At 41.0% G+C, this 25,738-nt stretch carries 23 protein-coding genes; 9 read left to right on the forward strand and 14 right to left on the reverse strand.

Annotated features, from left to right (window positions below; genetic code table 11):
* Nucleotides 1-108: 108 nt before the first annotated feature.
* Nucleotides 109-1,722, forward strand: coding sequence for a glutamine-hydrolyzing GMP synthase (gene guaA, locus ACK1U4_RS10225; RefSeq protein ID WP_419401589.1), 1,614 nt, complete (start codon nucleotides 109-111; stop codon nucleotides 1,720-1,722).
* An 82-nt stretch (nucleotides 1,723-1,804) separates the two neighbouring features.
* Here guaA and ACK1U4_RS10230 read toward each other — a convergent pair whose 3' ends face one another.
* The 11 genes from ACK1U4_RS10230 to erpA all read right to left on the reverse strand — a co-directional run bounded on the left by ACK1U4_RS10230 (nucleotide 1,805) and on the right by erpA (nucleotide 12,894).
* Nucleotides 1,805-2,251 (reverse strand): chemotaxis protein CheX, encoded by a 447-nt coding sequence (locus ACK1U4_RS10230; protein ID WP_419401588.1) that lies wholly within the window; start codon nucleotides 2,249-2,251, stop codon nucleotides 1,805-1,807.
* Between the two features lie 156 nt (nucleotides 2,252-2,407).
* Complete coding sequence (locus ACK1U4_RS10235) at nucleotides 2,408-2,863, reverse strand: chemotaxis protein CheX (RefSeq protein ID WP_419401587.1); 456 nt, start codon at nucleotides 2,861-2,863, stop codon at nucleotides 2,408-2,410.
* The gene (locus tag ACK1U4_RS10240; protein ID WP_419401586.1) at nucleotides 2,860-3,225 is read right to left on the reverse strand and encodes a response regulator; all 366 of its coding nucleotides are present in this window, start codon (nucleotides 3,223-3,225) and stop codon (nucleotides 2,860-2,862) included. Before ACK1U4_RS10240 ends, ACK1U4_RS10235 begins: the two co-directional genes overlap by 4 nt.
* Nucleotides 3,226-3,257: 32 nt before the next feature.
* On the reverse strand, nucleotides 3,258-5,492 hold the full coding sequence (locus ACK1U4_RS10245; protein ID WP_419401585.1) for an ATP-binding protein: 2,235 nt from the start codon (nucleotides 5,490-5,492) through the stop codon (nucleotides 3,258-3,260).
* A 289-nt stretch (nucleotides 5,493-5,781) separates the two neighbouring features.
* Nucleotides 5,782-6,645, reverse strand: a complete 864-nt coding sequence (locus ACK1U4_RS10250; protein WP_419401584.1) for a substrate-binding periplasmic protein — start codon at nucleotides 6,643-6,645, stop codon at nucleotides 5,782-5,784.
* 384 nt (nucleotides 6,646-7,029) lie between these two features.
* The gene (locus tag ACK1U4_RS10255) at nucleotides 7,030-7,923 is read right to left on the reverse strand and encodes a transporter substrate-binding domain-containing protein (protein WP_419401583.1); all 894 of its coding nucleotides are present in this window, start codon (nucleotides 7,921-7,923) and stop codon (nucleotides 7,030-7,032) included.
* Nucleotides 7,924-8,225: 302 nt separating this feature from the next.
* The gene (locus ACK1U4_RS10260; protein ID WP_419401582.1) at nucleotides 8,226-9,089 is read right to left on the reverse strand and encodes a transporter substrate-binding domain-containing protein; all 864 of its coding nucleotides are present in this window, start codon (nucleotides 9,087-9,089) and stop codon (nucleotides 8,226-8,228) included.
* 378 nt (nucleotides 9,090-9,467) lie between these two features.
* Nucleotides 9,468-9,986, reverse strand: a complete 519-nt coding sequence (locus ACK1U4_RS10265; protein WP_419401581.1) for a disulfide bond formation protein B — start codon at nucleotides 9,984-9,986, stop codon at nucleotides 9,468-9,470.
* A 70-nt stretch (nucleotides 9,987-10,056) separates the two neighbouring features.
* Entirely contained in the window at nucleotides 10,057-11,640 is a 1,584-nt protein-coding gene (gene gshA, locus ACK1U4_RS10270) for a glutamate--cysteine ligase (RefSeq protein ID WP_419401580.1), read from the reverse strand.
* Between the two features lie 232 nt (nucleotides 11,641-11,872).
* The gene (locus ACK1U4_RS10275) at nucleotides 11,873-12,229 is read right to left on the reverse strand and encodes a roadblock/LC7 domain-containing protein (protein WP_419401579.1); all 357 of its coding nucleotides are present in this window, start codon (nucleotides 12,227-12,229) and stop codon (nucleotides 11,873-11,875) included.
* A gap of 332 nt (nucleotides 12,230-12,561) precedes the next feature.
* Nucleotides 12,562-12,894 carry an iron-sulfur cluster insertion protein ErpA gene (erpA, locus tag ACK1U4_RS10280; protein ID WP_419401578.1) on the reverse strand — a complete coding sequence of 111 codons (333 nt, stop codon included), beginning with the start codon at nucleotides 12,892-12,894 and terminating at the stop codon, nucleotides 12,562-12,564.
* 205 nt (nucleotides 12,895-13,099) lie between these two features.
* On the opposite strand from erpA, the gene ACK1U4_RS10285 reads away from it, so the two are divergent.
* Nucleotides 13,100-15,112, forward strand: a complete 2,013-nt coding sequence (locus ACK1U4_RS10285; RefSeq protein WP_419401577.1) for an ATP-binding cassette domain-containing protein — start codon at nucleotides 13,100-13,102, stop codon at nucleotides 15,110-15,112.
* Nucleotides 15,109-15,588 carry a hypothetical protein gene (locus ACK1U4_RS10290; RefSeq protein WP_419401576.1) on the forward strand — a complete coding sequence of 160 codons (480 nt, stop codon included), beginning with the start codon at nucleotides 15,109-15,111 and terminating at the stop codon, nucleotides 15,586-15,588. Before ACK1U4_RS10285 ends, ACK1U4_RS10290 begins: the two co-directional genes overlap by 4 nt.
* A 48-nt stretch (nucleotides 15,589-15,636) precedes the next feature.
* Here the strand turns inward: ACK1U4_RS10290 and ACK1U4_RS10295 are convergent, their stop codons facing one another.
* Complete coding sequence (locus ACK1U4_RS10295; protein WP_419401575.1) at nucleotides 15,637-16,374, reverse strand: glutathione peroxidase; 738 nt, start codon at nucleotides 16,372-16,374, stop codon at nucleotides 15,637-15,639.
* A gap of 394 nt (nucleotides 16,375-16,768) precedes the next feature.
* Here ACK1U4_RS10295 and ACK1U4_RS10300 point away from each other — a divergent pair, with 394 nt between their 5' ends.
* A complete protein-coding gene (locus ACK1U4_RS10300) occupies nucleotides 16,769-17,257 on the forward strand; it encodes a YajQ family cyclic di-GMP-binding protein (protein WP_419401574.1) in 489 nt (162 codons plus the stop codon).
* Between the two features lie 54 nt (nucleotides 17,258-17,311).
* On the opposite strand, the gene hisB is transcribed toward ACK1U4_RS10300, so the two are convergent.
* Entirely contained in the window at nucleotides 17,312-17,920 is a 609-nt protein-coding gene (hisB, locus tag ACK1U4_RS10305; RefSeq protein WP_419401573.1) for an imidazoleglycerol-phosphate dehydratase HisB, read from the reverse strand.
* 298 nt (nucleotides 17,921-18,218) lie between these two features.
* Nucleotides 18,219-18,749: a peptide deformylase gene (gene def, locus ACK1U4_RS10310; protein WP_419401572.1), complete on the reverse strand. Its 531-nt coding sequence runs from the start codon at nucleotides 18,747-18,749 to the stop codon at nucleotides 18,219-18,221.
* 510 nt (nucleotides 18,750-19,259) lie between these two features.
* Here def and ACK1U4_RS10315 point away from each other — a divergent pair.
* From ACK1U4_RS10315 to dnaK, 5 genes are all read left to right on the forward strand, one after another.
* Complete coding sequence (locus ACK1U4_RS10315; protein ID WP_419401611.1) at nucleotides 19,260-20,357, forward strand: LysM peptidoglycan-binding domain-containing protein; 1,098 nt, start codon at nucleotides 19,260-19,262, stop codon at nucleotides 20,355-20,357.
* A 101-nt stretch (nucleotides 20,358-20,458) separates the two neighbouring features.
* Nucleotides 20,459-21,730 carry a DNA-processing protein DprA gene (gene dprA, locus ACK1U4_RS10320; RefSeq protein ID WP_419401571.1) on the forward strand — a complete coding sequence of 424 codons (1,272 nt, stop codon included), beginning with the start codon at nucleotides 20,459-20,461 and terminating at the stop codon, nucleotides 21,728-21,730.
* Nucleotides 21,727-22,359: an L-threonylcarbamoyladenylate synthase gene (locus ACK1U4_RS10325; RefSeq protein WP_419401570.1), complete on the forward strand. Its 633-nt coding sequence runs from the start codon at nucleotides 21,727-21,729 to the stop codon at nucleotides 22,357-22,359. Before dprA ends, ACK1U4_RS10325 begins: the two co-directional genes overlap by 4 nt.
* A 272-nt stretch (nucleotides 22,360-22,631) precedes the next feature.
* Nucleotides 22,632-23,207, forward strand: a complete 576-nt coding sequence (gene grpE / locus ACK1U4_RS10330) for a nucleotide exchange factor GrpE (RefSeq protein ID WP_419401569.1) — start codon at nucleotides 22,632-22,634, stop codon at nucleotides 23,205-23,207.
* Between the two features lie 263 nt (nucleotides 23,208-23,470).
* Nucleotides 23,471-25,396 carry a molecular chaperone DnaK gene (gene dnaK / locus ACK1U4_RS10335; RefSeq protein WP_419401568.1) on the forward strand — a complete coding sequence of 642 codons (1,926 nt, stop codon included), beginning with the start codon at nucleotides 23,471-23,473 and terminating at the stop codon, nucleotides 25,394-25,396.
* Nucleotides 25,397-25,738 lie beyond the last annotated feature (342 nt).

The following is a 25,738-nucleotide window of genomic DNA, read 5'->3' on the forward strand; positions in this document are numbered from 1 at the left end:
TTGATATGCCCTCAAAACAAAATAGGGTAATTGTCGCTAGAAATTGCTACAATAATCACCATTATTTTTTATCATTCTTTATCTAATTATCCAACGTCAGAGGGTGTTATGTCACAGCAAAACAATATATCAGAGCCAACCAGTGTGATTAAACAAGATAGGGTATTAATCTTGGATTTCGGCTCGCAATATAGCCAACTTATCGCTCGCCGTGTGCGTGAAGCAGGGGTATTCTGCGAAATGTATCCGTATGACATTGATGCCGAGCGTATCAAGGCATTTGGAGCAAAAGGCGTGATTTTGTCAGGCGGGCCAGAAAGCGTGCATGCCGAAAATAGCCCCAAAATTAACGAAGCGGTGTTTGAACTAAACGTGCCTGTATTGGGCATTTGCTATGGTATGCAGGCGATGGCAGAACGTTTTGGTGGCAAAGTCGAATCAAGCGACCATCAAGAGTTTGGTTCGGCAACAGTGAATGTAGCCGACAATGCCAGCCAATTGCTTAACAATATCGAAGATGAGCCAAGTAAACTCCACGTTTGGATGAGCCACGGTGATAAAGTCGTCAAATTACCTGAAGGCTTTATCACCACTGCCAGTACGCCAAGCTGTCCGATTGCGGGTATGGCAAATGATGATAAAAAATACTATGGCTTACAATTTCACCCAGAAGTCACTCATAGTCTACAAGGTGAAGCGATTTTGGGGCGTTTTGTCCATCAAATCTGTGGCTGTGGCAATGTGTGGACACCAGACAACATCATTGATATGCGTGTCGCTCAACTCAAAGAGCAAATCGGTGATGAGCAAGTATTGCTTGGCTTATCTGGCGGTGTGGATAGCTCAGTGGTGGCGGCGTTATTGCATAAAGCCATTGGCGACCAACTGACCTGTGTGTTTGTCGATAATGGCTTGCTCCGCTTGCATGAAGGCGACCAAGTGATGCAGATTTTTGCCGAAAATATGGGTGTCAAAGTGATTCGTGTCGATGCCGAAGACCGCTTTTTGACCGCTTTGGCAGGTGTCAGCGACCCAGAAGCCAAACGCAAAATCATTGGCAAAACCTTTATTGATGTATTTTCCGATACCGCTCGTGAACTTACCGAACAAGGTAGTGATGGCAAAGGTATTCAATTTTTGGCACAAGGTACGATTTATCCAGACGTGATTGAATCTGCCAAAAGCCACCAAGGTAAAGCCCATGTTATCAAGTCGCACCACAATGTTGGTGGGTTGCCAGATGATTTACAGTTTAAGTTGGTTGAGCCATTACGTGATTTGTTTAAAGATGAAGTGCGAAAACTTGGTACGACATTAGGTCTACCACATAAAATGATTTATCGCCATCCGTTCCCCGGTCCGGGGTTGGGCGTGCGTATCTTGGGTGAAGTCAAAAAAGAATATGCCGATATTTTGCGTCTTGCCGATGCTATCTTTATGCAAGAGTTAGAAAAATCAGGCTGGTATGACAAAACTGCCCAAGCCTTTGCGGTATTCCAACCTATCAAGTCTGTGGGTGTGGTCGGTGATGGCAGACGCTATGCGTGGGTGATTGCGTTGCGTGCGGTAGAAACCATTGACTTTATGACCGCACGTTTTGCCCATTTGCCGTATGATTTGATTGAAACCGTATCAAACCGTATTATGAACGAAATCAAAGATGTATCTCGTGTGACCTACGATGTATCGAGCAAACCACCTGCAACGATTGAGTGGGAATAAAAGTTTTACAACCCCTATCAAACAAAGCCCCTTCTTTATTAAAGAGGGGGTTGGGGGAGATTAACATTGATACAGCCAGTCATTAGCTTAAACAAATACCAATAATGGTCTTGTATTTATCCCAAGTGACAGGAATCACATACGAACGTTTATCTCTCGGCAAATAAGTCGTAGAGGGCGCACCATCGACAATGATGGGTGGCGAAATGATAAATTCCGAACCAAACTCACGGCGAGCATTACCAGCGATGGTATTGGCAATTTCACCAACCAAATCCTTTAATAAACGAATGGAGTTATCAGGCTCACCCATGGTATGCAAAATATTACGAAGCATTGGGGTTTCGGAGCTAACATATACACAGCCCTCAAGTGGGCCTGTAATACTGATAATCCCACTAAAATCATAGGCTAAGGGGCGTTCATTATCGTGGATATAAGGCGTATCCACCATGGCATCGTTGCTATTGATTTGTTTAAAAAAATTAGTCACCGAATCAATAAATACCTGTAGTCTTTCAGCTTTCATGAATATTCTCGATTTATTTAGACTTTTTAGGAAATATAAGCAAATTATATAATATTACGAAAAAAATCACATCTACACCACTGCATTTTATGAAATACGTGGTGATATTTTATATGGGTTAAGTCGTCTATGCGTATCCCATGATACGCAATATCATTAAGATTTTTGTAAATATACAACAATGGCTGCTTGCTTGCTTTTCCATTCCAGTGGAATCACAAACGCATGGCTATCACTGGGCAACATCACACTGTCTGGCTGACCCTTAAATACAAAGGGTACAGAGATATTAAACTCCTGCCCAAACTCACTACGAGCGTTACCTGCCACGGTATTAGCGACTTCACCGACCAAATCTACCAAGTTGCGTTCACTATCATCAGACTCTTGCATGGTTGTCAGCATTTGCTTAAGTAAATCGCTCGGGGCAGTGAAGTAGACCAACCCTTTATTATTACCTGTGATGCCAATTACCCCAGTATAATCACTGATTAAAGGGTCATGGGTTTCTTTTAGATAAGGTGTGGCGATGGTGATTTCTTCATCGTGAAGTTGACTAAAATATCGGGCGACACCATCAATGAATACTTGGAATTTTTTTTCGGGTATCATAAGTCACTCACCAATTCGCTCAACGCATCACCAAGTTCTTCCTCTGAGAAAGGTTTGGTCAAAAATCCACTTGCACCTAGCTCTAGGGCTTTGATACCTGTGGCTTTATCTGACAGTGCAGATACCACTAGAATCAAGACATTGGGGTCTTTCTCGACCAACTTTTCGATACATTCCAAACCATCCATCTGAGGCATGGTCAAATCCATGGTAACAACCGATGGGCGATGCAAATCAAATTTTTCGAGGGCTTCTTCGCCGTTACTGGCAGTGGCAACCAAGATAAACTGATCAGAGTTATAAATACGCTGAATGCGATTACGAATAATATTAGAGTCGTCAACAATCATTAAACGGTGCATAGATGTCATTATCCTTATAAATTAAACAGTTATTATTCGGCATTTGGATCTTTTGGGATTTTTAGGGTAAAGCGAGTGAATAACCCTTCTTTGGTATCTACGCCCAAATGTCCTTGTAGTGATTGAATATGCTCTTTAACAATATCCATTCCAACACCTCGCCCCGAGTCTTCATCTGCATGAGTTTGGGTACTAAATCCTGATTTGAATAATAAGCCAGTCAGTTTTTGTTTGCTCCAGTTAGCAACATCATTGGCATCAAAGCCCATTTCAATGGCTTTTTTCTGAATTGCCCCAAAATCTAAGCCACGCCCATCATCTTCAATGGTTAGTTTATAAGATTCACCCAATTCAATTAAGCTCAAGCCAACACGACCTTCAGCAGGTTTCCCTTGGCTGATGCGTTGTTCTGGCGTTTCGATACCATGAACCACAGCATTTCGCACTAGTTGAATGACGATTTCTTTAAGTGTGGTTTCAAGCTGGTGCGGTAATGGGATTTCATTAAAACCAGTCGCTTTTAGGCTGACTTGCTTTTGTTGGCGAGTGGCGATATTTTGGGCAAACTGCTCATAAAATTCATTGAGTCCTGTTTGTTGTGGTGTTATCAGGTTTATTGGCTGAATGGTAGCACCTGTACTGGCAGGAGCAAGCGGTGCAACACCTGCTAGACCTGCGGTATTTTGGTTGATACGGCGACCCAATGCTTCAATGGTATTAGATAGGTTTAGCAGTTCATCCAAGTGAATGGTCAGTGGTAAGAAGTCATTGCCTGATAGTTTGCCTTTACCTTGTAGCCCTTTGAGTTTTTCTTCAAAGTTTGAGGCGATTGAGGTAAAGCTATGTAAGTTCAGTGCCGATGCCTCACCTTTTAGGCTGTGCATGATGCGATACATGCGAGTCAGTTTATCTTCAAGCTCACCTTGCGAACTACCTGATGTTTTTAAAACGTCATTGATTTTAGTGATGTTTTGTTTGGTGTTAGTGATAAAGTCTTGAATGATAGCTGGGCTTACATTTAAGATAGTGGTTAACATCTCAATCTGCAAGTCATTTTGAGCCCGTTCGTGTTCAAGACGTTGTTCAAGGCGAACTTGGTGGGTGACGTCTTGTACGTTGACCAAGATTTTATCAATTTGACTATCTTGATAAACACGTGAAAACTTAAAGTCAAGGTAGCGGTTATTACTAATGCCTTGCTCTTCATCATGGAGCATAACTTTTTTCAGCGGATTTAAGTCATCCACCAATTTTTCTTTTACACGTGGGTTGTACAGCTGTTTAACAAAGCCTTCGGTGGTTTCAAGGTCTTTGTCGGATACACGGTTTTTGAGGACACGGGTCAAGTTTTGACCAGCAATTTTATTATCCCCTAAGATTTTAGCAAGCTGGGCTGAGTATTGGTTACCGATATTTAATTCTTTATCGAGAAGGAACAGACCTGTGCCAACGTTTGCCATAATATCAGCGGTTTCTTGTTGGGCGGCAATGGCTTGGGCGTCAGCATCACGTAAACGGCGTAGGAAGAAGAAGATGAAAATCGCAAAGTAGCCCAAAATCGCAGCCACCCCAATCAACTGTACCATACGGATGCTGTTGGCTTGGTTTTCGGCTTTCTCATAAACAGAGTCTGTTAATTTTGCTAGTGAATCATTCATTGCCAAACTGGAGGTTTTGGCTTGCTCCCCTGCGACTGATAGGGCAGTCGATGAGTCTGCTTCGATGTTATTAGCCACTTTTAGGTAATCTTCAACCTTGGGTTTTAGTTGAAGCCATTGGTCTTTGGTTTCTTTTAAGTGAGGTAAAATACTAGGGTCACTTACCGCCCCTGTGTAGATGGTATGCCCATCTTTATCCACAATCTTACCATCAGTTTCTAGACCTTTAATTACTTCATCAATGCTTTGGCTATTTTCTTTTAGGCGTTTAAGTACCGTTGTCATGTGGGGCGATGTAATATCTTCACCATAGCTGTTTTGCATGTCGAAGATATCTTTAATGACTAATTGAGCATCGTTTGCAACCCTATTCGATGTATTAATCAAGGCGGTATTTTGTTGCAAAATATTGGAAGCATAGAAGGTATAAGCCAACAATGCACCAATCAATGATAAGAATAATGCAATTGAAATAATCAGTGAGCGATAGCGACCACCCATATTGTTGGTTTTATCATTGGCTTTAGTCGAAGTTTTTTGGGTCGCCAATGTTGTTGTTTTGGTGTCAGTAGGCGACACGTTTTTTTTTGACAGACTAGGGAAAGCCATAATAAGCATCCTTTAATAAGATATAAAAATATAAAGATTAGTGTTTAAACAGTCAATTATCGTAGTTCAAATTAGAAATCAGACTGATTTTGTAAGGGCGTATTGTATACACTCAGAATGTCGAAAGATTATTGCTAATTTAAATGGCTATAAGTAACGAAACAAAATTATCTTACAATATTCAATCTTATAGCGTGGGTTATCGAAGCGTAACCCACGGAAAATCAGATTGTAATTTGAATTTATTCAGTTACTTATAACATGAGTTATATCAAAATTCACAGTGAAGTTATTTTTTTGGGCTGTTACCAAACCAATGACTATAGATTTTATCATAAGTGCCATCTGCCTTGATATCCGCTAGACCTTTGTTAATCTTACCACTGAGTTCACTATTGCCTTTTTTCATCGCATACCCGATGCCGTCATTACCTGTTTCAGTAGGGGTGTTATTCACAGGAAATTCAATCTCTTTAAAGGTCTTCGTAGTTTGCTTAATTATTTGCTGTAAATGGTAGTTAAGCACTAATTTATCGTCTAACACACCTATAACTTCACCTGATAATAAACCTTTAATTGCTAAGTAAGTAGATTCATATTCAATGACATCTTGAGTATTAGTTGTATGTTTCTCTAACTCAGCTTTCCATGTTGAACCTTTAATGATGCCTATTTTTTGACCCTTGATATCTGCTAAAGTTTCTATTGGGGTTTGTGTTAGGACTACTATAACCATTGAAGAAATAACAAAACTATCCGACATGGTAAATTTTTGTTTGCGTTCTTTGTTTATACCAACACCTGAGCCAACAATATCATAACTATCACTATTTAAACCATCAAAAATACCATTCCAGTCACGAGGAATGACATTAACGTCAAACCCTTGTTTTTTCCCAATAGCTTTTAATATATCAATATTAAATCCTGTGGCTTGACCTTTTTCGTCCTTGAATGCAAAGGGTGGGTAAGTAGCGTCAACTGCCATTGTATAAGTCTGTAAGGGTGCTACAGTTGTATCGGATTTGGAAGCAACTGGTGTGGTAGCTGTTACTTCAGACTGGTTGAGGGTATTTGTTTGATTTTGTCTATCACAGCCTATAATCACCATACCCAAACATAATATTGTGCCAAAAAAACTTAATTTCATCATTTTCATCTACACCTTATGATTAACTAAAACTAATAAAAATAGCCCACAAATATTTGCTTATATTTAAAATAAGACCATTAGATTATTATTTTATTCATAACCTATAACAACATTTGGTCTGCTAGTTTATATTAATCATAGTATAAATAAATACATTAAGCCAACAATTCGGTAACAATTTTATAAATAAAGACGAAAAATTGGCTAATACTTATAAGTAACTGAACAATATTAAATTATAATTTCATTAACCCCCTCTAACTCCCCTTTAACAGGGGGAGAACCGCTCCCTCCCCTGCTAAGGGGAGGGCTGGGGTGGGGTCATAAGTATTGGTATTTAATTTTGTTTCATTACTTATAAGAATAAGTTTGGTAATGAATTATCTAGTTTTTCGTGGTTGAGGCACTGCTAGACGCTGATGTACTTATCGTTTTATCACCAAACCATTTGGCATAAATTTTATCATAAGTCCCATCTTGCTTGATGTTATCTAAGCCCTGATTGACTTTATCTACCAAATCTTTCCTACCTTTTTTGATTGCAAAGCCCACCATATCTGATTCGGTAGTTGGTAGTTTCATTTGCTTGATTTTTGAGGTGTCAGTAACACTTTTCAACTGCTTACCCAAATAGTTTAATACATTGAGGTCTTCACAAACGGCATCAGCTTTACCATTGACTACGGCTTGATAGGCTAAAAAGTTACTTTTAAACTCAATAATATTTTCAGGGGCAATGCCATTTTCTTTGAGAACGTCACTGGCGTATGACCCTGTTTGTACAGCAATTTTTTTGGCTTTAAGCTGGTCAAATGAGGTGATATCAGGGTCTTTATAAGCAATAACAATGGAGGATTCAATATAGGGTTTGCTAAAATCCATGGTTGCTTGGCGTTCTGCATTGATGCTGACAGCAGAGCCAACCAAATCAAATTTACCAGCATTTAAATCATCAAAAATATTATCCCAACGATCGCCAATGATATTGATACGAAAACCTTGGTTTTCGCCAATGGCATCTAAGATATCTTTGTCAAAACCAATAATATTACCTTTTTCATCCTTAAAGGCAAAGGGTGCAAAATTAGCATCTACTGCGACAACATAGGTTTGTGCATTTGCAGGAAGTTTTGAAGCAGTAACTGTTGCATTGTTTGTTGAAGTGGTACTGGCGACCGTACTGCCCGTTGTAGTTGGGGCAGATGTTTGTGATGATTTATCACAGCCGACCATTGCTAAAGATATGCACATCATGGTGCTAAGAAGTTTTAATTCCATTGCTATTCCCTTTTAATGAATGGGGATTAAGTTATTGATATACTAAATAAAATAATTTGTTTTTGTTTGGTAAATAAGGATTATTATTTTATTTAATATTGTTGTTTAATCATAATGCAAATTGACACAATAAGCCAATCATTCAGCAACAATTTTAGCAATAAATGGATAAAATTGTCCAAAAATTGCCTAAAAGGAATATTAGACCAAACCCACTTGCGATACCCAACAATTTGGATGGTTTATATTGGGTGTCATTCTTCTACCCAACCTACCAATGATATTTTTGCGTAAGTCCTAATTTAGTTTTTTGCAGTCGAGGCACTGCTAGACGCAGATATAATCACCGCATTATTACCAAACCATTTGGCATAAATTTTATCATACATGCCATTTTGCTTGATATTATCTAAGCCTTTATTGACCTTATCTACCAAGTCTTTCCTACCTTTTTTGATGGCAAAGCCAACGAGGTCTGTTTCGGTAACGGGTGGTCGGATATGCTTGACTTGTGAGGTGTCTGCAAGGCTTTTTAATTGTTTGGTTGAATAATCAATCACGTTCACATCATCACACACGGCATCTGTCTTGCCAGTTAGCATGGCTTGATACGCCAAAAAGCCTGTTTTAAACTCAATCATGTTTTCAGGGTTGATACCATTTTTTTTGAGAATATCAATCGAGTACGCTCCTTTTTGTACAGCAATTTTTTTGGTTTTAAGCTGAACAAATGAAGTAATGGCAGGGTTTTTATAAGCGATGGCGATATAAGACTCGATATAAGGTTTGCTAAAATCCATGGTGGTTTGGCGTTCTGGGGTAATGGTCACTGCAGAGCCAACCAAGTCAAATTTGTTAACATTTAAATTGGTAAAGATATTATCCCAAATACTCCCAACCGCATTGACACGAAAGCCTTGGTTTTCACCAATGGCATCTAAAATATCTTTATCAAAACCAATCACATTGCCTTTTTCATCATTGAGAGCAAAAGGAGCATAATTGGCATCGACTCCGACAACATAGGTTTGGGCATCGGCAGGGAGTTTTGAAGGTGTGGCGGTATCTGTCGTTGGAGGGGCAGTGGCTTGGCTTTGGGGTTGTTTATCACACCCTACCAAAGCAAGGCTGGATAGTAATAAGGTGATGAATAATTTATTTTTCATGCGAATGCCCTTAGTGCTTAGTTTTTATTCTAACTATCGTTATCGTATGTGGTAACAGATATAGTGAGTTAAATCAAAAACAAGACTTTAAATTTTTAGGCGTATACACTACGTCCCTAGTATCTTATTTGTAGTTTAAACCACTATAATACGCTACATACCATGTAGTTTTTATGAAACTGTTATTATTATTTGAACATATATTATACTAAGAATTATATTAGATATCTTTTTTGAAAAATAATGTGATGAATATGTAACTTTAGATAGTGTTTGTGTTAAAAATAATTACTTGAATGATATCATCAGTTACGCTTTGTTATGTTGGGCGTATGCAATACGCCCCTACAAATCTGTTTTATTTAATTTAAGCAATTATCACTGTTTTGCTTTTAGCATTGCCATGATAATCATCGCAAACAACACGCTAAAAAATGCCAAGCTCAACTGTGGAATACTAAAACCTAAAAATGTCCAGTCAATCACCGCACATTCCCCAGAACCACGGAATACTTCGGTAAATACTTGAGCAATCGGCAAAGTATCCATCCAATAATCTAAGCCCGGCCCACAAGAGGGTACTTGGTCGGGTGGTAAATGCTGAATCCAAATATGGCGAATCGCCACCCCAATCGACCACAGCATACCGAGCATCGCACCACCCATCAAAGCAAGTCTGGCTTTGATATTTTTGGGGTTAAAAATAAACGCAATAAGGGCGAAAATTCCCATGATAATCAAGCCCACACGCTGAAAAATACATAGTGGGCAAGGGTCAAGCTTTTCTACCCCTTGTAAATAAAAATACGCAAATGCCATACCGATAATGCTACCAAGGCTTAACAGTCCTGCCAGTCCACGAAAACTGGTCAGACGTTGAAATACAGATGGATTCATAATATACCTAATTTAACAATTCATTCTTATTAGTATAATGCTATTTTTTAGACTTTTTAATCATTTTTTGTTAGCGATATTGTTGCACGAATTGATAAAAGTCCATGCTGTCTTGTTGCTCTAAGGTGGTCTGCTCCGTTATGGAATTTTCGGCAAGGGATTGATAAAACGCCTGTTTTTCTTCGCTTAATGCTTGATTGCGTAATAAATTGGCGTGTTGTTCTGCCAATGCTTTACCTAATTTCCATGCACTGCCATAACGCTCCGTATCTGCCAATACTTGAGCGGATAGGGTGAAGTTAGGGTTTTGGGCTTTACCTAGCATCAGCGTCAAAGCGGTGCGGTAATCATTGCCACCATAAACTTCATCTAACACATCTGCTAACGGACGCATTTGGCTCAAATGGGTGGTCAGCCAGTCGTTCAAGCGAACATCGCCTGAGGCGGTTTGAATTGTAATATTTGGCTCTCGACCATGATTGACGATGATTTCTTGATTGGTGGCAAGCAAGGCTTCTTCGGCTGGTAATAACTCAGGGCTATCACTTAGCAAGCAATACAATGCCACAATTTCCATAAAGCACGCACTGGATAAGCGAATGCCAATGTCGCTATATGGGTCAAGGTCAATCGCTCGAAACTCAATGTACGCAATGCCTCGATTTGCCAATGCCTCACTCGGAGCTTCATCAGGCAGGGTCACTTGTTTGGGACGAATGGGGCTATAGTATTCGTTTTCGATTTGTAAAATATGGTCATTGATTTGAATGGGATTGCCGTCTTTATCATCCACGCCTAATGCTTGAAAGCTGGCATTCGGCGTGTGAATGGCTTGACGTAAGCCTTGGATATATTCAGCCAAATCGTTATAACGAATGTCAAGGTCATCTTGGACGCTATTTTGGTAACCCAATTTCCCCATCCGCAAGGACGTGGCATAGGGTAAGTAATAGGTAGTGGGGTTGAGTGGCTGTAAATGGTGATTTCGACCACTTAAAAAACAGGCACATACCGCAGGACTTGCCCCCAATAAATATAACACCAAACTATTTAGACGCTTAAAATTACGAATTAGCCCCAAATATTTGGCATTTTTAAAGTCAGTCAGTGATTGGGTATCCCCCAGTTGTTGTTGCCAAGTGCTAAACAGCATATCGCCAAACGATAAATTATAATGTAATCCAGCAATCGTCTGCATCCGCCGACCATAACGAATGCCTAGCCCATGTCGATATAAAGTTTTTAGGCGACCTGTATTGGACGTGCCATAATCCGCCAAAACAATGGATTCCTCATCAGACGACATCATACAGGGCATTGACAATCCCCACAATAATTCATCATTTTCTAATGACTGCTGTACCACGATATGTAGCTCACGCAACATCGCAAGGGCTTGTTTGGTGGTCGGTTTCGGCTCGGTAATCAGCTCTAGCAGGCTTTCAGCATAATCTGTGGTGATATAAGGGTGGGTCAGTTTTGAGCCGAGCTTGCTAGGGTGAGGGGTATCAGCAAGAAAGCCTTTGGGATTCATGCGAAGCCCTTCTTTTTCAATCCCTCGCAACATACCGTCTAACACCTTGGCGGATAGCCATGCAGGTGGGGTAAATTGTCCAAATGTGGGCGTAGGGGTAGGTTGGGCGTGCAAGGTCATAAGTTATCCACAGTCTATTCACTTTTTATTATGATATCGCATTGGCGATACTTAGGATAAATTATGACATCAAATGGCTTTAAAAACTAATTAAAAATCGTAAAGCGTCTGATTGGGTGGTCAAAATACGGTAAAGGGTAAATTTGCTAATTTAGAGAATAAAAAAACGCCCATAGAAGGAGGTGCTATGGGCGTGGTAAAACATTTAACTAATTATTTGCATCGTGAAGAATTAAGAGAAGTCTAATTCAGTTTCAAACGATTTAAGTTCATGGCGAGCCATGGCAAGATTTGATTTTTGACGGTCAAGAACCAAGTACAAGAATAGGTTTTCGTTACGTACTAAAGGACGCAGTAAGTGGTATTGACCGCTTAAAGTAATTAGGATATCTTCGATATGGTCTTTTAAGCCCAATGCTTTAGCAGTTTTACGTTTTGCACGTACCACTTCGGTGTTACCAGCAGCAGCAACTTCAAGGTCAAGACCAGTACCGATAGCAGCTAGAGAAAGACCTGACTCACTGTCAACCAAGGCAGCAGCGATAAAACCGTCAATATTATTTAATGCGTCTAATGATAATTTAGCCATGATAAGCTCCATTTATTTAAGTTTTATTAAATAAATTACTTACTAATAATTCATTGACTAACAAACTTTTTAATAACTAAAAAAGTAATTAGTAAAGAATAAATTAATGCAATTTATTGATTTAACAAGATAATCATTTTATTTGTTTTAGATTAATCTTGTTGGTTTTATTATTAACGATTTTATGATTTTTGGCAAAGTGATTCAGATAAACGTTAGTAATTAAAGGATAAATATAATTAAGGACTGTGAGTCTAGGATAAAGGATACTTTTATCAAAAAATAATAAAAGTATTTATTCTTTCAGTCGAGCCTTTACCTAAACGGGGCGATTAAATCGAAAATGACGAGCCACAGCCACAAGTGGTGGTGGCATTGGGGTTATCCACGATAAAGCGTGAGCCTTCTAGCCCCTCGACATAATCGATGGTGGAGCCGTTAATGTATTGATAGCTTAAGCTATCCACGACCAGTGCAACATCGCCATTATTAAATTGGGCATCATCGTCATCAAGGCTTTCTGCGAAGTTGAAGTTGTATGAAAATCCCGAACAGCCACCGCCTGTGACGTACACTCGTAGCATAAGGTCGTTGTTGCCTTCGGATTCTCGCAGTTTGCGGACTTTGTTGGCGGCATTGTCGGTGAGGGTCATGGTGTCAGACATGGTTTTTCCTTGGTATGATTTTATACTTTTTGCAAAATAGTTTTGCTTTATTATGGGGTGATTGAATTATACTATCAAGATTTTTATCAATAAAAAAATGCGAGGAAATGGTGAAAATTATTTGGCACTATGTAAAAACGATGACTTTAGTAAAAAGGTGCGTAAAACGCACCCTACACCCTAATAAAAATCCAGAGAAATCAAAATGATTGAATTAAAAAACGCCAGTGTCCGCCGTGATGGGCGAGTGTTATTTGCGGACGTAAATTTACAAATCCACCCAACATGGAAAATCGGCTTAACAGGCAACAACGGTACAGGCAAATCCTCATTTTTTGCCGTCTTGCTAGGTGAACTGCACTTAGACACAGGCGAGATGAACTTGCCGTCATCGTGGCATATCGGACACATGGCTCAAGAAATCGAATCTACCGAGCAATCCGCCATTGATTTTGTGCTAAGTGGCGACAAAGTTTGGTTTGAGTTAAATCACAAAATCAACAACCACGACAACATTAGCGAAACCGAACTCGCCCATATCCACGCCCAATTTGACGATATCAACGGCTACAGCATTCCGTCCAAAGCCTCGCAAATCATGGCAGGGCTTGGCTTTAGCCGTGAGCAAGAGGACAAACCAGTCGCCAGTTTTTCGGGCGGTTGGCGGATGCGGTTAAACCTTGCCAAAACATTGATGAGCCGAGCCGATTTATTGCTACTCGATGAGCCGACCAATCACTTGGATTTGGATGCGATTTTGTGGCTTGAGGACTGGCTCAAGGCGTATGACGGCACGTTGCTGATGATTTCGCATGACCAAGCGTTTTTGGATGCGGTCGTGGGGAATATTCTGCACATCGAAAACAACCGTATGACCCTTTATACAGGCAATTACAGCACCTTTGTCCGCACTCGTAGCGAACGCCTTGCCCAACAGCAACAGCAATTTGAAAAACAACAAGCGACCAAAGCCCACCTTGAGGATTTTATCCGCCGTTTTAAAGCCAAAGCCAGTAAAGCCAAACAAGCCCAAAGCCGTGTCAAACAGCTTGAACGCATGACCGAACTTGCCCCTGTGATGGCGGATAATCCGTTCCAGTTTCGCTTTAAACCGCCTGTGCAACTCACCTCGCCCTTGATGGTGCTGGATAACGCCAGTGTCGGCTACAATGGCGTTCCGCTTATCGAAAAAATCCGCCTACAAATCACCCCAGATAGCCGAATTGGGCTACTCGGTATGAATGGGGCAGGGAAATCCACCGTAATTAAGGGCTTGGTCGGTGAATTGCCGACTTTGAGTGGCACTCGCAAAGTGGCAGATAGCCTTGTGCTGGGCTATTTTAATCAGCACCAAATGGACAGCCTTGATAGCGATGCCTCACCCATGCTGATGCTACAACGCTTGGCAGGCAAGACTTCCGATGCCGACCTGAGGGCGTTTTTGGGCAGTTTTGACTTTCGTGGTGACCGTATCGACACGCCGAGCAAGCTGTTTTCGGGCGGTGAGCGGGCAAGATTGACTCTCGCTTTGATAGTGTGGCAACGCCCCAACGTGTTGGTACTGGATGAACCGACCAACCATTTAGACCTAGAAATGAGGCAAGCGTTAAGTTTTGCCTTGCAGGAGTTTGAGGGGGCGGTGATTTTGGTGTCGCACGACCGTGAAATGATTGCCACCGTCTGCGATGAGCTGTATTTGGTGCATGATGGGCGTTGTGAATTGTTTGAGCAAGACATTGCCTATTATAGCCAATGGCTGTCAGAAACTCGCAAAAAACAGGCAAAGGCTCAAAGCGAAAGCAAGAAAAATAGCCTAGAGAAAAATAGTTTCGAAGTGTCTGCTGATGTTTCACGTGAAACAATTTTGGCAAATAGCATTTCAGAAAATAAAGCCACACCGACAACCAATCAGCCGAATACGTCCAATTTATCCAAAGAAGAACAACGCAAACGCTCTGCCGAACAACGTAAATTGACCGCTCCGATTCGTAAGCAAATTGAAAATGATGAAAAACAGCTTGAAAAATTGGGCGAAAAATTGGCGGTAATTGAGGAAAAATTGGGCGATACTGGGCTGTATGAGGATAGCCGAAAGGCGGAGTTGTTAACGTTGTTGGATGGGCAGACCAGTGTAAAAGTGGACATTGCGGTAATTGAGGAAAAATTGATGGAAAATATGATGACGTTGGAAGAAATGGAAAAGGAGTTTATGGCATGAAAAAACTACTTTTAACCGCTTTAATTGCTATCTCACCCATGACTTTTGCCAAAGATTTTAATGCGGATTTATTGATTGGGGAGTGGCAATGTAAATCAGAATCAAGTTTTGATAATAGTGCTACACACTATACTCAAACTGCCAAGCAAAGATTTTATAAAAATGGCACTTATACAAGTGAAGATTTAATTTATAATCAAAATCTTGATGAAACAATTAAGTCAAAAGGTAAGGGTAACTGGTATATCAAAGATAATATCTTAAACATGAACACTGAAGATATTTTAACATTAACAACTGATAAACCATTTTATACAAATACCAATGATTTAAAAGAAAGTTTAATGAATGACCATAAGTTTTCACAATTTATCCTTAAAGAATTTTCAAAAGATAAGTTTGTGGTTACGTTAAGTGAGCAAGCCCAACAAGATGCTCAAGGAAATACAATAGATACTTGCCAACGTATAAAATAAAAAAGACAGCCGAAACTGTCTTTTTTACTCAACCAACAATCATTTCACTTAAGCAAAATATTTTTGCAAATCATCATTGCCACCGATATATTTACCACCGATAAACACCTGTGGCACGGTTTCACGCCCTGTAATCGCACGAATTGAAGTCATCGTCACATTACCACCCAACACGATTTCTTCAAAATTAAAGCCTTTTTCTTGCAATGTCTTTTTAGCATTCGCACAATGCGGACAGCCCGTTTTGGTAAAAATCGTCACTGACGGTTTATCTTGCCAATTTGGGTCGATATGCTTAATCATGGTATCCGCATCCGACACTTCAAACGGGTCATCGCTGTCACTGTCTTGTGGTTCGTCAAAGATTTTCACGATTTTACCGTCATCCACAAGCATCGAATAACGCCATGAGCGTTTGCCAAAGCCAATCGCCGAATCATCAATCAAGCGTCCCATTGCCTCGGTAAACTCGCCATTGCCATCAGGAATCACGGTCACGTTGGCACACGCTTGGTCTTTCGCCCATGCGTTCATCACAAAAGTATCATTCACCGATACGCAGATGATGTCATCAATGCCTTGCTTTTTGAACTCGCCTGCCAACTCATTGTAGCGTGGTAAATGGAATGATGAACAAGTTGGGGTAAACGCTCCAGGTAGGGCAAATAGCACCACTTTTTTGCCTTTAAATAAGTCGTCTGTGGTAATGGCTTTCCATTCGCCATTTTTTTGGGTTTGAAAGGTTACATTCGGCACAGATTTGCCAGTCATATCGTTAAAAGCCATGTTGTTTTTCCTTTTTTAATGTGATTGTTGTGTAATTAGGTTTTATTGCTTCATCATTATACAAATAAAATCGGTAAAAGAATGTAAGTTGACTTATCAAATCGTTAATGATTAATATTTATTTTTCTCATTGATAGTATATTCTCGATTTGTTTTATAAAAAATAAGCCCATAACATTCGCACACTTTTAAAAATTTGCCAAAATCAGTTATGATAGGCGAAATTTTTACATTTTCATTTGTTAAATTCATTAAGACTAACGCCAATATATAACGTGTAGGTTGGGTGGAAGTATGACACCCAACATAAATTATTGATAATGTTGGGTTTCGCAAACTCAACCCAACCTACATTATATGCAAAGTCGTAAGTCCTATTTTATAAGGAAAAATCATGCCGTCATTTGATATTGTTTCAGAACTTCAGACTTTTGAAGTCAAACACGCTGTACAAAATACCGAAAAAGAAATCGCCACTCGCTTTGATTTTAAAGGCAGTGATATCAAGGTTGAACTCAATGAAAAAGACAAAAAAATTACCATCACCGCAGACAATGATTTGCAAATGGAAAACGTGTATGCCATGTTAGAGAAAAATTTAATCAAGCGTGGTGTGGATTTGCAGTCGCTTGACCCAAAAGAAAATCAAGGCTCAGGCAAGCAAATGAAAAAAGTCGTTGATTTAAAAGACGGCTTGGACGGTGATACTGCCAAGAAAATCAGCAAGGCGTTAAAAGAGTCGGATTTGAAGGTATCTGCTAGTATTCAAGGTGACAAAGTGCGAGTGACCGATAAGAAACGAGATACGCTTCAGCAGGCGATGGCGTTTTTGAAAGAAAAACAGTTTGGTGTGCCTTTGCAATTTAATAATTTTAAAGACTAAATTTTTCCCAATAAGAAAGGCTTTATCACATGATAAAGCCTTTTTTGTTGGATTTTATAAGCTTTCTTTTGTACTTGGCAATCTATCTAACGCCCTTTCATCATATTCCACCGCCATACGTAATGCCCTTGCAAACGCCTTAAAGGTGCTTTCAATTTGATGATGGCTGTTTTTGCCTTTCAAATTATCCAAATGCACCGTCACCATCGCATGATTGACAAAGCCATAAAAAAACTCACTAAACAAATCCACATCAAACGAACCAATCATCGCACGAGTAAACGGAATATCCATGTGCAAACCAGGGCGACCCGAAATATCCACCACCGCACGGCTCAAGCTCTCATCAAGTGGGGCATAAAAATGCCCATAACGAACAATGCCTTTTTTGTCGCTAATCGCTTGTTTAAAGGCTTGCCCTAGCGTAATACCGACATCTTCAACGCTGTGATGGTCGTCAATGTGTGTATCGCCGTGACACTTGATATCAAGGTCAATCAAGCCGTGGCGTTTGATTTGGTCGAGCATATGGTCAAGAAATGGCACACCTGTGTCAATCGTGCCAACGCCTGTCCCATCAAGGTTGATAGAAACCGTAATTTGGGTTTCGGCGGTGTTACGTTCGACTGTGGCGGTGCGTGGTGGGCGAGGGGTAAGCGTCATGGTTTGTCCTTTAACATTGGTATGTTGATAGAGGTGGGCGTAAATGGTTGTTTCAACTTAGAAATAAGACGAAGTTTGTAGGGGCGTATTGCATACGCCCAAAATGGCAAAGTATGCTTCGTATTAGGACTTACGCAATTTTAAAATATCGTTTCTTTACAAAGACGCTAGACCCCTGCATACGCAGGGGTGACGAGTAATTTAAATTTGGTCGTCATTCCTGCGAATGCAGGAATCCAGTGTCTTTTGCGTAAGTCCTACGTATTTGAATTCACTATCAATACGCCCCTACAAACAATTACATTTTGGTATGTTCTGCATCTTTTTCACGTTGTTTGATGACTTTTCGTACTTTATCTCTGGCTCGGTCTTGTTTGAGCTTGGATAAATAATCCACAAATAATTTACCATTTAAATGATCCATTTCGTGCTGAATACACACCGCCAGCATTCCTTCGGCTTCTTCTTCAAATGCCTTGCCGTCTTTATCCATCGCCTCGATTTTGACACGTTTTGGGCGGTCAACTTTGTCATAAAAATCTGGCACAGATAGACAGCCTTCTTCATAGGTGAATAAATCTTCTACTAAAGGCGTGATTTTTGGGTTGATAAATACTCGAGGTTGGTTGCCTTCTTCGGATAAATCCATGACAATCAGCTGAATATGTTCATCAATTTGGGTGGCAGCCAAGCCGATACCTTTCGAGGCATACATGGTGGCAAACATATCATCAATTAATTGGTGGAGCGATTCATCAAAGACGGTCACAGGTTTAGCAATCGTGCGAAGGCGTGGGTCAGGGTAGCTCAAAATCGTGCGTAAGGTCATAATTTCACCGTAGTTATTAACATTTTCATCAAATAGTTGCTTTAATCCCCCCTTGCGGAATATATTCCTCACCTTTTAGAAAAGGGGGACTTCTCTCCTCGTATCAAGTTTATGTTTGAGCAAGCCCCCTCTTTCATAAACAGGGGGTTGGGGGAGATTTAGACAATGGATGAATAAGGCTTACTATTCCATTATCAAAATAATATCAGTCGTAGCATAGGTTAACGTAAACCGCCCAAATTAGCTACTGTCTTACCCCTTTATGCTGGCTAAAAATGGGTTTTACAATACAAATGATGAATCAGTGGGATTGGACTTTCCAATTATCGCTAAAAATGCCAATTTTTATAAACAAATCTTGTAAAATATCGGTGATTTTATGCTATGCTAATTAAAATTTACATGGTGTAAATAATAAGTAATTTTACACAACATATTGCTACAAATGACAATATCATTTTATGGTGCTTATTTTCATTCAATAAGAGCATTTTTCCTATGAAATCAAACATTAAAACTTCATTAAAACAATTAGCGACTGCCACACTGGCATTGACCGCCTTAACTATTAGCACCGTTGCCACTGCCAATAATCCACCGCCTCGCATCAAAGCCGATGCCCCCAATCGCTATGTGGTCAAAAAAGGCGATACCCTTTGGGATATTTCTGGTAAATTTTTGGAAAGCCCTTGGCGATGGAAAGAGATTTGGGCGACCAATAAACAAATCAAAAATCCGCACCTGATTTATCCAAAAGATGTCTTGATTTTATGCGTGATTAAAGGACAAAAACTGGTCGGTGTCGATACAGGTGAGGGCTGTGCAGGGGTAGAAAAAGCCATGACAGCACCACCGCCTCCTGTGGCACAACAAACTGTCAGTATGGCAGGCAGTGTGCCACCCATTCCGCTATCAGCGATTGAAGTATGGCTTGACCGCACCATCATTGTCAATCCAACGGATTTTAACAACACACCATATGTGTTAGCCTCAAAAAATAAAAATATTGTCACAGGTGAGGGCAATAAAATTTATACCAAAGGCGTACCGCTGATTGTCGGTCAACGTTATGGCGTGTATCGTGAAGGCGAACCCTACATTGACCCAGCCACCAAGCAAGTATTGGCGTTAGAAGTCACCCAAGTGGCTTCAGGTGTGGTGACCAGTGTTGCACCCAATGGCGTATCTAGCCTTGAGCTAAAAAAATCTTACGGTCAAGAAGTGCGTGAAGGCGACCGTGTGTTTGTTGAAGTCGGTCATTATTTACCGCCTGCGTTTTATCCCAAGCCAGCCACTGTTTCTCGTGGTGGACGTGTGATTCGTTTGATGAGTTCGATTAGCAGTGTGGGACGTGATGGCGTGATTGCCATTAATCTCGGTAGTCGAGATGGGGCGAGTGCAGGTGATGTGCTAGCCGTTTATCAAAAAGGGTCATTGGTACAAGATAATTTTGCCAAAATCAAAGGCGGTGCAGTGCGTCTACCGAGCGAGCAGATTGGTCATGTGATGGTATTCAAAACCTTTGATAATATCAGCTATGCGTATGTCTTGGATGCTGAATCTCCCATTCATAGCGATGATTACTTACTGCCTGCGGTGGGTCACTAAACCCAACTTACGATTTGGTTAAATGCGTAAGTCCTAAATAACTTACTATTATCAAAAAATGGGTTGTGATTCAGCCCATTTTTTATGGATGACGAATAATAATGCCTTTAACCCACCCCCAACACGCTGTCCTTACCTTATGGTATTTGGTGAACATGTCGGTCAGTAGTTATGCCAAACTGATTGCCCAGTTTGGCAGTGCCGAACACGCCCTTGGTATGGTGGTCAGTGATTGGCAAGCGTTGTCGTTACACACCAGTCATCTGACACGCTTTGGGGCGTTTATTGAGCAAGGACGACAATCGGCTGTGGTTGATACGATGCGATACCAATTATTGCAAGGTGAGTATCAACTGGTATTTTATGATGACCCATTGTATCCCCCCAGTCTAAAAGATATTTTTGACCCACCGCCATTGCTATTTTATCAAGGCAATTTACAAGCCCTATCCATGCCCCAATTGGCGATTGTCGGTAGTCGTGATCATACCGCCCACGCCAGTAAAATCGCCTTTGATATGGCTCAGTTTTTGGCATATGAAGGCTTATGGATTACCAGTGGCATGGCAGAGGGGATTGATACTTACGCCCATCAAGGGGCATTGAGCCAAACCGACCCTAGCAAACAAGGACGCACGGTGGCGGTTTTGGGCAATGGCATTCGCCAATGTTACCCCAAACGCAATTTGACGCTCAAGCAACACATCATTGCCAATGGTGGCTGTGTGGTGACTGAGTTATTACCTGATACCCCAGCCTCCAAATATACTTTCCCCAACCGTAATCGCCTTGTCGCAGGGCTAAGTTTAGCCACCTTGGTGGTGGAAGCCAGTCTGGGCAGTGGTTCGTTGATTACCGCTCGCTTGACCAACGAACAGGGCAAACAAGTTTTTGCGATTCCCAGTCATATTGACAATGTCAATGCCAAAGGCTGTCATCAGTTGATTCGAGAAGGGGCGACCTTGATTGACCATCCGATGCAAATTTTGGAAGATTTGGCGATGTTTAAATCGCCTTTTGTCGAAACGCCTTTTATCGAAAATAGTCACAATGACCTAGCCAAAAATGCTGATAAAAAACCGCCTGTTAACCCCCAGCCTATTTTAGAAAACCCAACGCCAGTGATTGTCCCTATTGATAGCGACAGTATTAGCCCAACTAAGCCCCCTACCTTTGAGCAAAATCTGAGTGAGGATATTCCCAAGCATTTATTGATTTTGTTAAACCAACTCGATTGGGTAGGGCAAGATATGGATAGTTTGATTGCCAAAACAGGGCTAGATATCGCCACATTGTCTGGGCAATTGATTGAACTAGAAATTATGGGAATGGCGATGAGCCAAGCAGGGCTGTATTTACGGTGTCGTTTATGAAAATTTTTAATCCAACAACCTTTAATCCAACGACTTATGACCAAGCCTGTGAATGGTTAGATAATGGCAATTTATTAGCTTATCCTACCGAAGCTGTATGGGGGATTGGTTGCGACCCATTTAATGAGCAAGCGGTGTTAAAATTGCTTGAAATCAAAGATAGACCGATGGAAAAAGGCTTAATTGTCATTACCGCCAGCCCTACTTTTATCCAAGAATTTTTACAGCCGTTACCAGTGAAAAGTCAGCGACAGATTATTGAAAGTTGGCAAGGTTATCCCAATACCTCTGACCAAGCAACAACATGGCTATTTCCTATTCCAACAGATTTAACCAAATCTATTCCAAATTGGGTGACAGGCGGGCGAGATAATTTGGCAATTCGAGTGATTAATCACCCAAATATTGCTGAACTCTGCCAAGTCATTGCCAAACACAGTCCAAACAATCCCTACGGTTTTTTAGTTTCCACCAGTTGCAATCCCAGTGGCGAAGCCCCTGCCACCACATTCGCCCAAGCCCAAGCCTATTTTGGTGATACGATTGGTTATTTTGATGCCCCAACGCTCGGTTATACCCAACCCAGTCAAATTAAAGATGCTTTAACAGGGCAAATCGTCCGAGATTAACGGTGATTTTCGGCTCATAGCAAATTTAAGCACAGGAAAAGCCCCTTCACTCGCCTTTTCTTTCCCTCCCCCTTGAAATCTTTCACCGCAACCATTATCAACAAGTTATTAGCAATTTTATTATGGTTTTCTCAAAAATAAATAAGATAGTAGGGGCGTATTGAATACGCCCTTTCATCAACATCTTGTTTTAAATTGAATGAACTATAAATTGTCATTTTTATAAATTATCAACTGATGTTTTATCAAAAAGAGAATTCAAGGAGTTTGTTATGAGTCAAAACGAGCAACAACGTCAAGAACAACTGTCGCAAACCGAAGCCACTTCAACTGTATTGGGCGAAGCGATGGGTGACTTTGACCCACAAGGCGATGCGATTGTCGAAAGCCAAACTGACCTTGACCAATACCATGCGCGTATTGCCGAGCTAGAAGGGCAAGTCAAAGAGGCGAAAGAAGCCCACGCCCGTGCCAATGCCGAAGCCTACAACGCTCGCAACCGCATGGAACAAGAAACCGAAAAAACCAAAAAATTCGCCCTAGAACGCTTTGCCAAAGACTTGCTCGATGTGGTTGATAACCTCGAACGTGCGTTGCAAGCCAGTCAAGACCAAAACGACCCTGTGTTACAAGGCGTGCAGTTGACCCACAAATCACTCCTTAGCTTATTAGAAAAAAATCATATCCAAGTCGTTGACCCACAAGGCGATGATTTTAATGCCGATTTACATGAAGCCGTTGGCATTGACCCAGCCACCCCAGCAGGTAAAGTCGGACAAGTATTACAAAAAGGCTACACCTTGCACGAGCGTCTATTACGCCCTGCGATGGTGCGAGTAGGGCAGTAATTTTTTAAATTAATAAGTATTATTGCATTACAAAGACGCTAGACCCCTGCCTACGCAGGGGTGACAGATGTTAAAAAATTTGTCGTCATTCCTGCGAATGCAGGAATCCAGTGTCTTTAGTCAAGATGGAAGATTTTATTTTTAGCAAGATAAAATTTTTAAAAATTGGCTTGAAAAAAACTTATCCACAACCTATATACCTATATATTAATTAATCAAATCAGGGCATACGCCCAAACAACATTTTAAAATTGGAGTAAATTATGGCTAAAATTATCGGTATTGACTTAGGTACAACCAACTCATGTGTTGCCGTGATGGAAGGCGACAAAGTAAAAGTCATTGACAACGCAGAAGGGGCAAGAACCACCCCATCAATCGTTGCCTACAAAGACGATGGCGAAATCTTGGTCGGTCAATCTGCCAAACGCCAAGCCGTTACCAACCCAAAAAACACCCTTTTTGCTATCAAACGCTTAATCGGTCGCCGTTTTGAAGACAAAGTCGTGCAAAAAGACATTGGCATGGTACCTTACAAAATCGTCAAAGCCGACAATGGCGATGCGTGGGTTGAAGTCAACGACAAAAAAATGGCAGCCCCACAAATTTCAGCCGAAGTGTTGAAAAAAATGAAAAAAACCGCCGAAGACTATCTAGGCGAAACCGTGACCGAAGCCGTTGTCACTGTCCCAGCTTACTTTAACGACAGCCAACGCCAAGCTACCAAAGACGCAGGTAAAATCGCAGGTCTTGATGTCAAACGTATCATCAACGAACCAACTGCCGCTGCGTTAGCATATGGTATGGACAAAAAAGGCGGAAAAGACAGCAAAATCGCCGTATATGACTTGGGTGGTGGTACATTTGACGTATCAATTATTGAAATTGCAGACGTTGATGGCGAGCAACAATTTGAAGTGCTATCAACCAACGGTGACACCTTCCTCGGTGGTGAAGACTTTGACTTGGCATTGATTGATTTCTTGGTTGAAGAATTCAAAAAAGAAAACAGTGTCAACCTAAAAGGCGACCCACTGGCAATGCAACGTCTAAAAGAAGCTGCCGAAAAAGCCAAAATCGAACTTTCAAGCTCACAAAGCACCGAAATCAACCTGCCATACATCACCGCTGATGCGACAGGTCCAAAACACTTGGTGTTAAACATCACCCGTGCCAAACTTGAAAGCCTAACCGAAGAATTGGTCAAACGCACCATTGAGCCATGTAAAATCGCCCTATCAGATGCAGGTTTAAGTGCCTCTGACATTGACGAAGTGATTTTGGTCGGTGGTCAAAGCCGTATGCCATTGGTACAACAAAAAGTCCAAGAATTCTTTGGCAAAGAGCCACGCAAAGATGTCAACCCAGACGAAGCCGTTGCAATGGGTGCAGCGATTCAAGGTGCGGTATTGGCAGGCGACAAAACTGACGTATTGCTACTTGACGTAACCCCATTGACCCTAGGTATCGAAACCATGGGTGGCGTGATGACCCCAATCATCGAAAAGAACACCATGATTCCAACCAAAAAATCACAAGTGTTCTCAACTGCTGACGACAACCAACCAGCCGTTACCATCCAAGTATATCAAGGTGAACGTAAAGTCGCCTCACAAAACAAACTACTTGGACGCTTTGACTTGACTGACATTCCACCTGCACCTCGTGGTATGCCACAAATCGAAGTTACCTTTGACATCAACGCTGACGGTATCATGAACATCTCAGCCAAAGACAAAGGCACTGGTAAAGCCCAAAGTATCCAAATCAAAGCCGACTCAGGTCTATCAGACTCAGAAATCGAGCAAATGATTCGTGATGCCGAAGCCAACGCAGCCGAAGATGCCAAATTTGCCGAACTTGCCCAAGTTCGCAACGAAGCGGACGGACGTATCCATGGCGTACAAAAAGCCATGAAAGACGCTGCCGATAAAGTCAGTGATGATGACCGTAAATCAGTAGAAGAGGCTGTTAGTGCCTTAGAATTGGCGGTGAAAGAAGACGACCTAGACGATATCAAGTCAAAACTTGAAGCCCTAGACAATGCCTTCTTGCCAATCAGCCAAAAAATTTACGCTGAAGCAGGTGGACAAGCACAAGGTGATGCGCAACCACAACCAAGCCAAACTCAACAAGACGATGGCGTGGTTGATGCAGAGTTCACCGAAGTCAAAGATGATAATAAATAATCTTTGAAATCAGTGGTTTAAGACCTATAAAAAATACCGCTCTCACAAGAGTGGTATTTTTTTTATAAAAAATTAAAAAAGGTGTTGACACCCCATTCGATTGCTGTATAATACGCCCCCACAGAGCAACAAACTACTTACAAAAAGCAATAGCGAAACGTAAGAAAGATACAAAACTCTAAAAAATTTAAAATAAAGCTTGACAGATTAAAACGAAACGTTCTAAAATATCAAGCTCACCGAGTGATAGATGATATCCTAGGTTAAATTAAATAACAACAAACACAAGAACAACTTGTGTGGATTTTCACTTTAATGCGATAAATTAAGGCTTAATTAATT

It is taken from the genome of Moraxella sp. TY6 (genome assembly GCF_048551375.1).
Lineage (GTDB): Bacteria > Pseudomonadota > Gammaproteobacteria > Pseudomonadales > Moraxellaceae > Faucicola.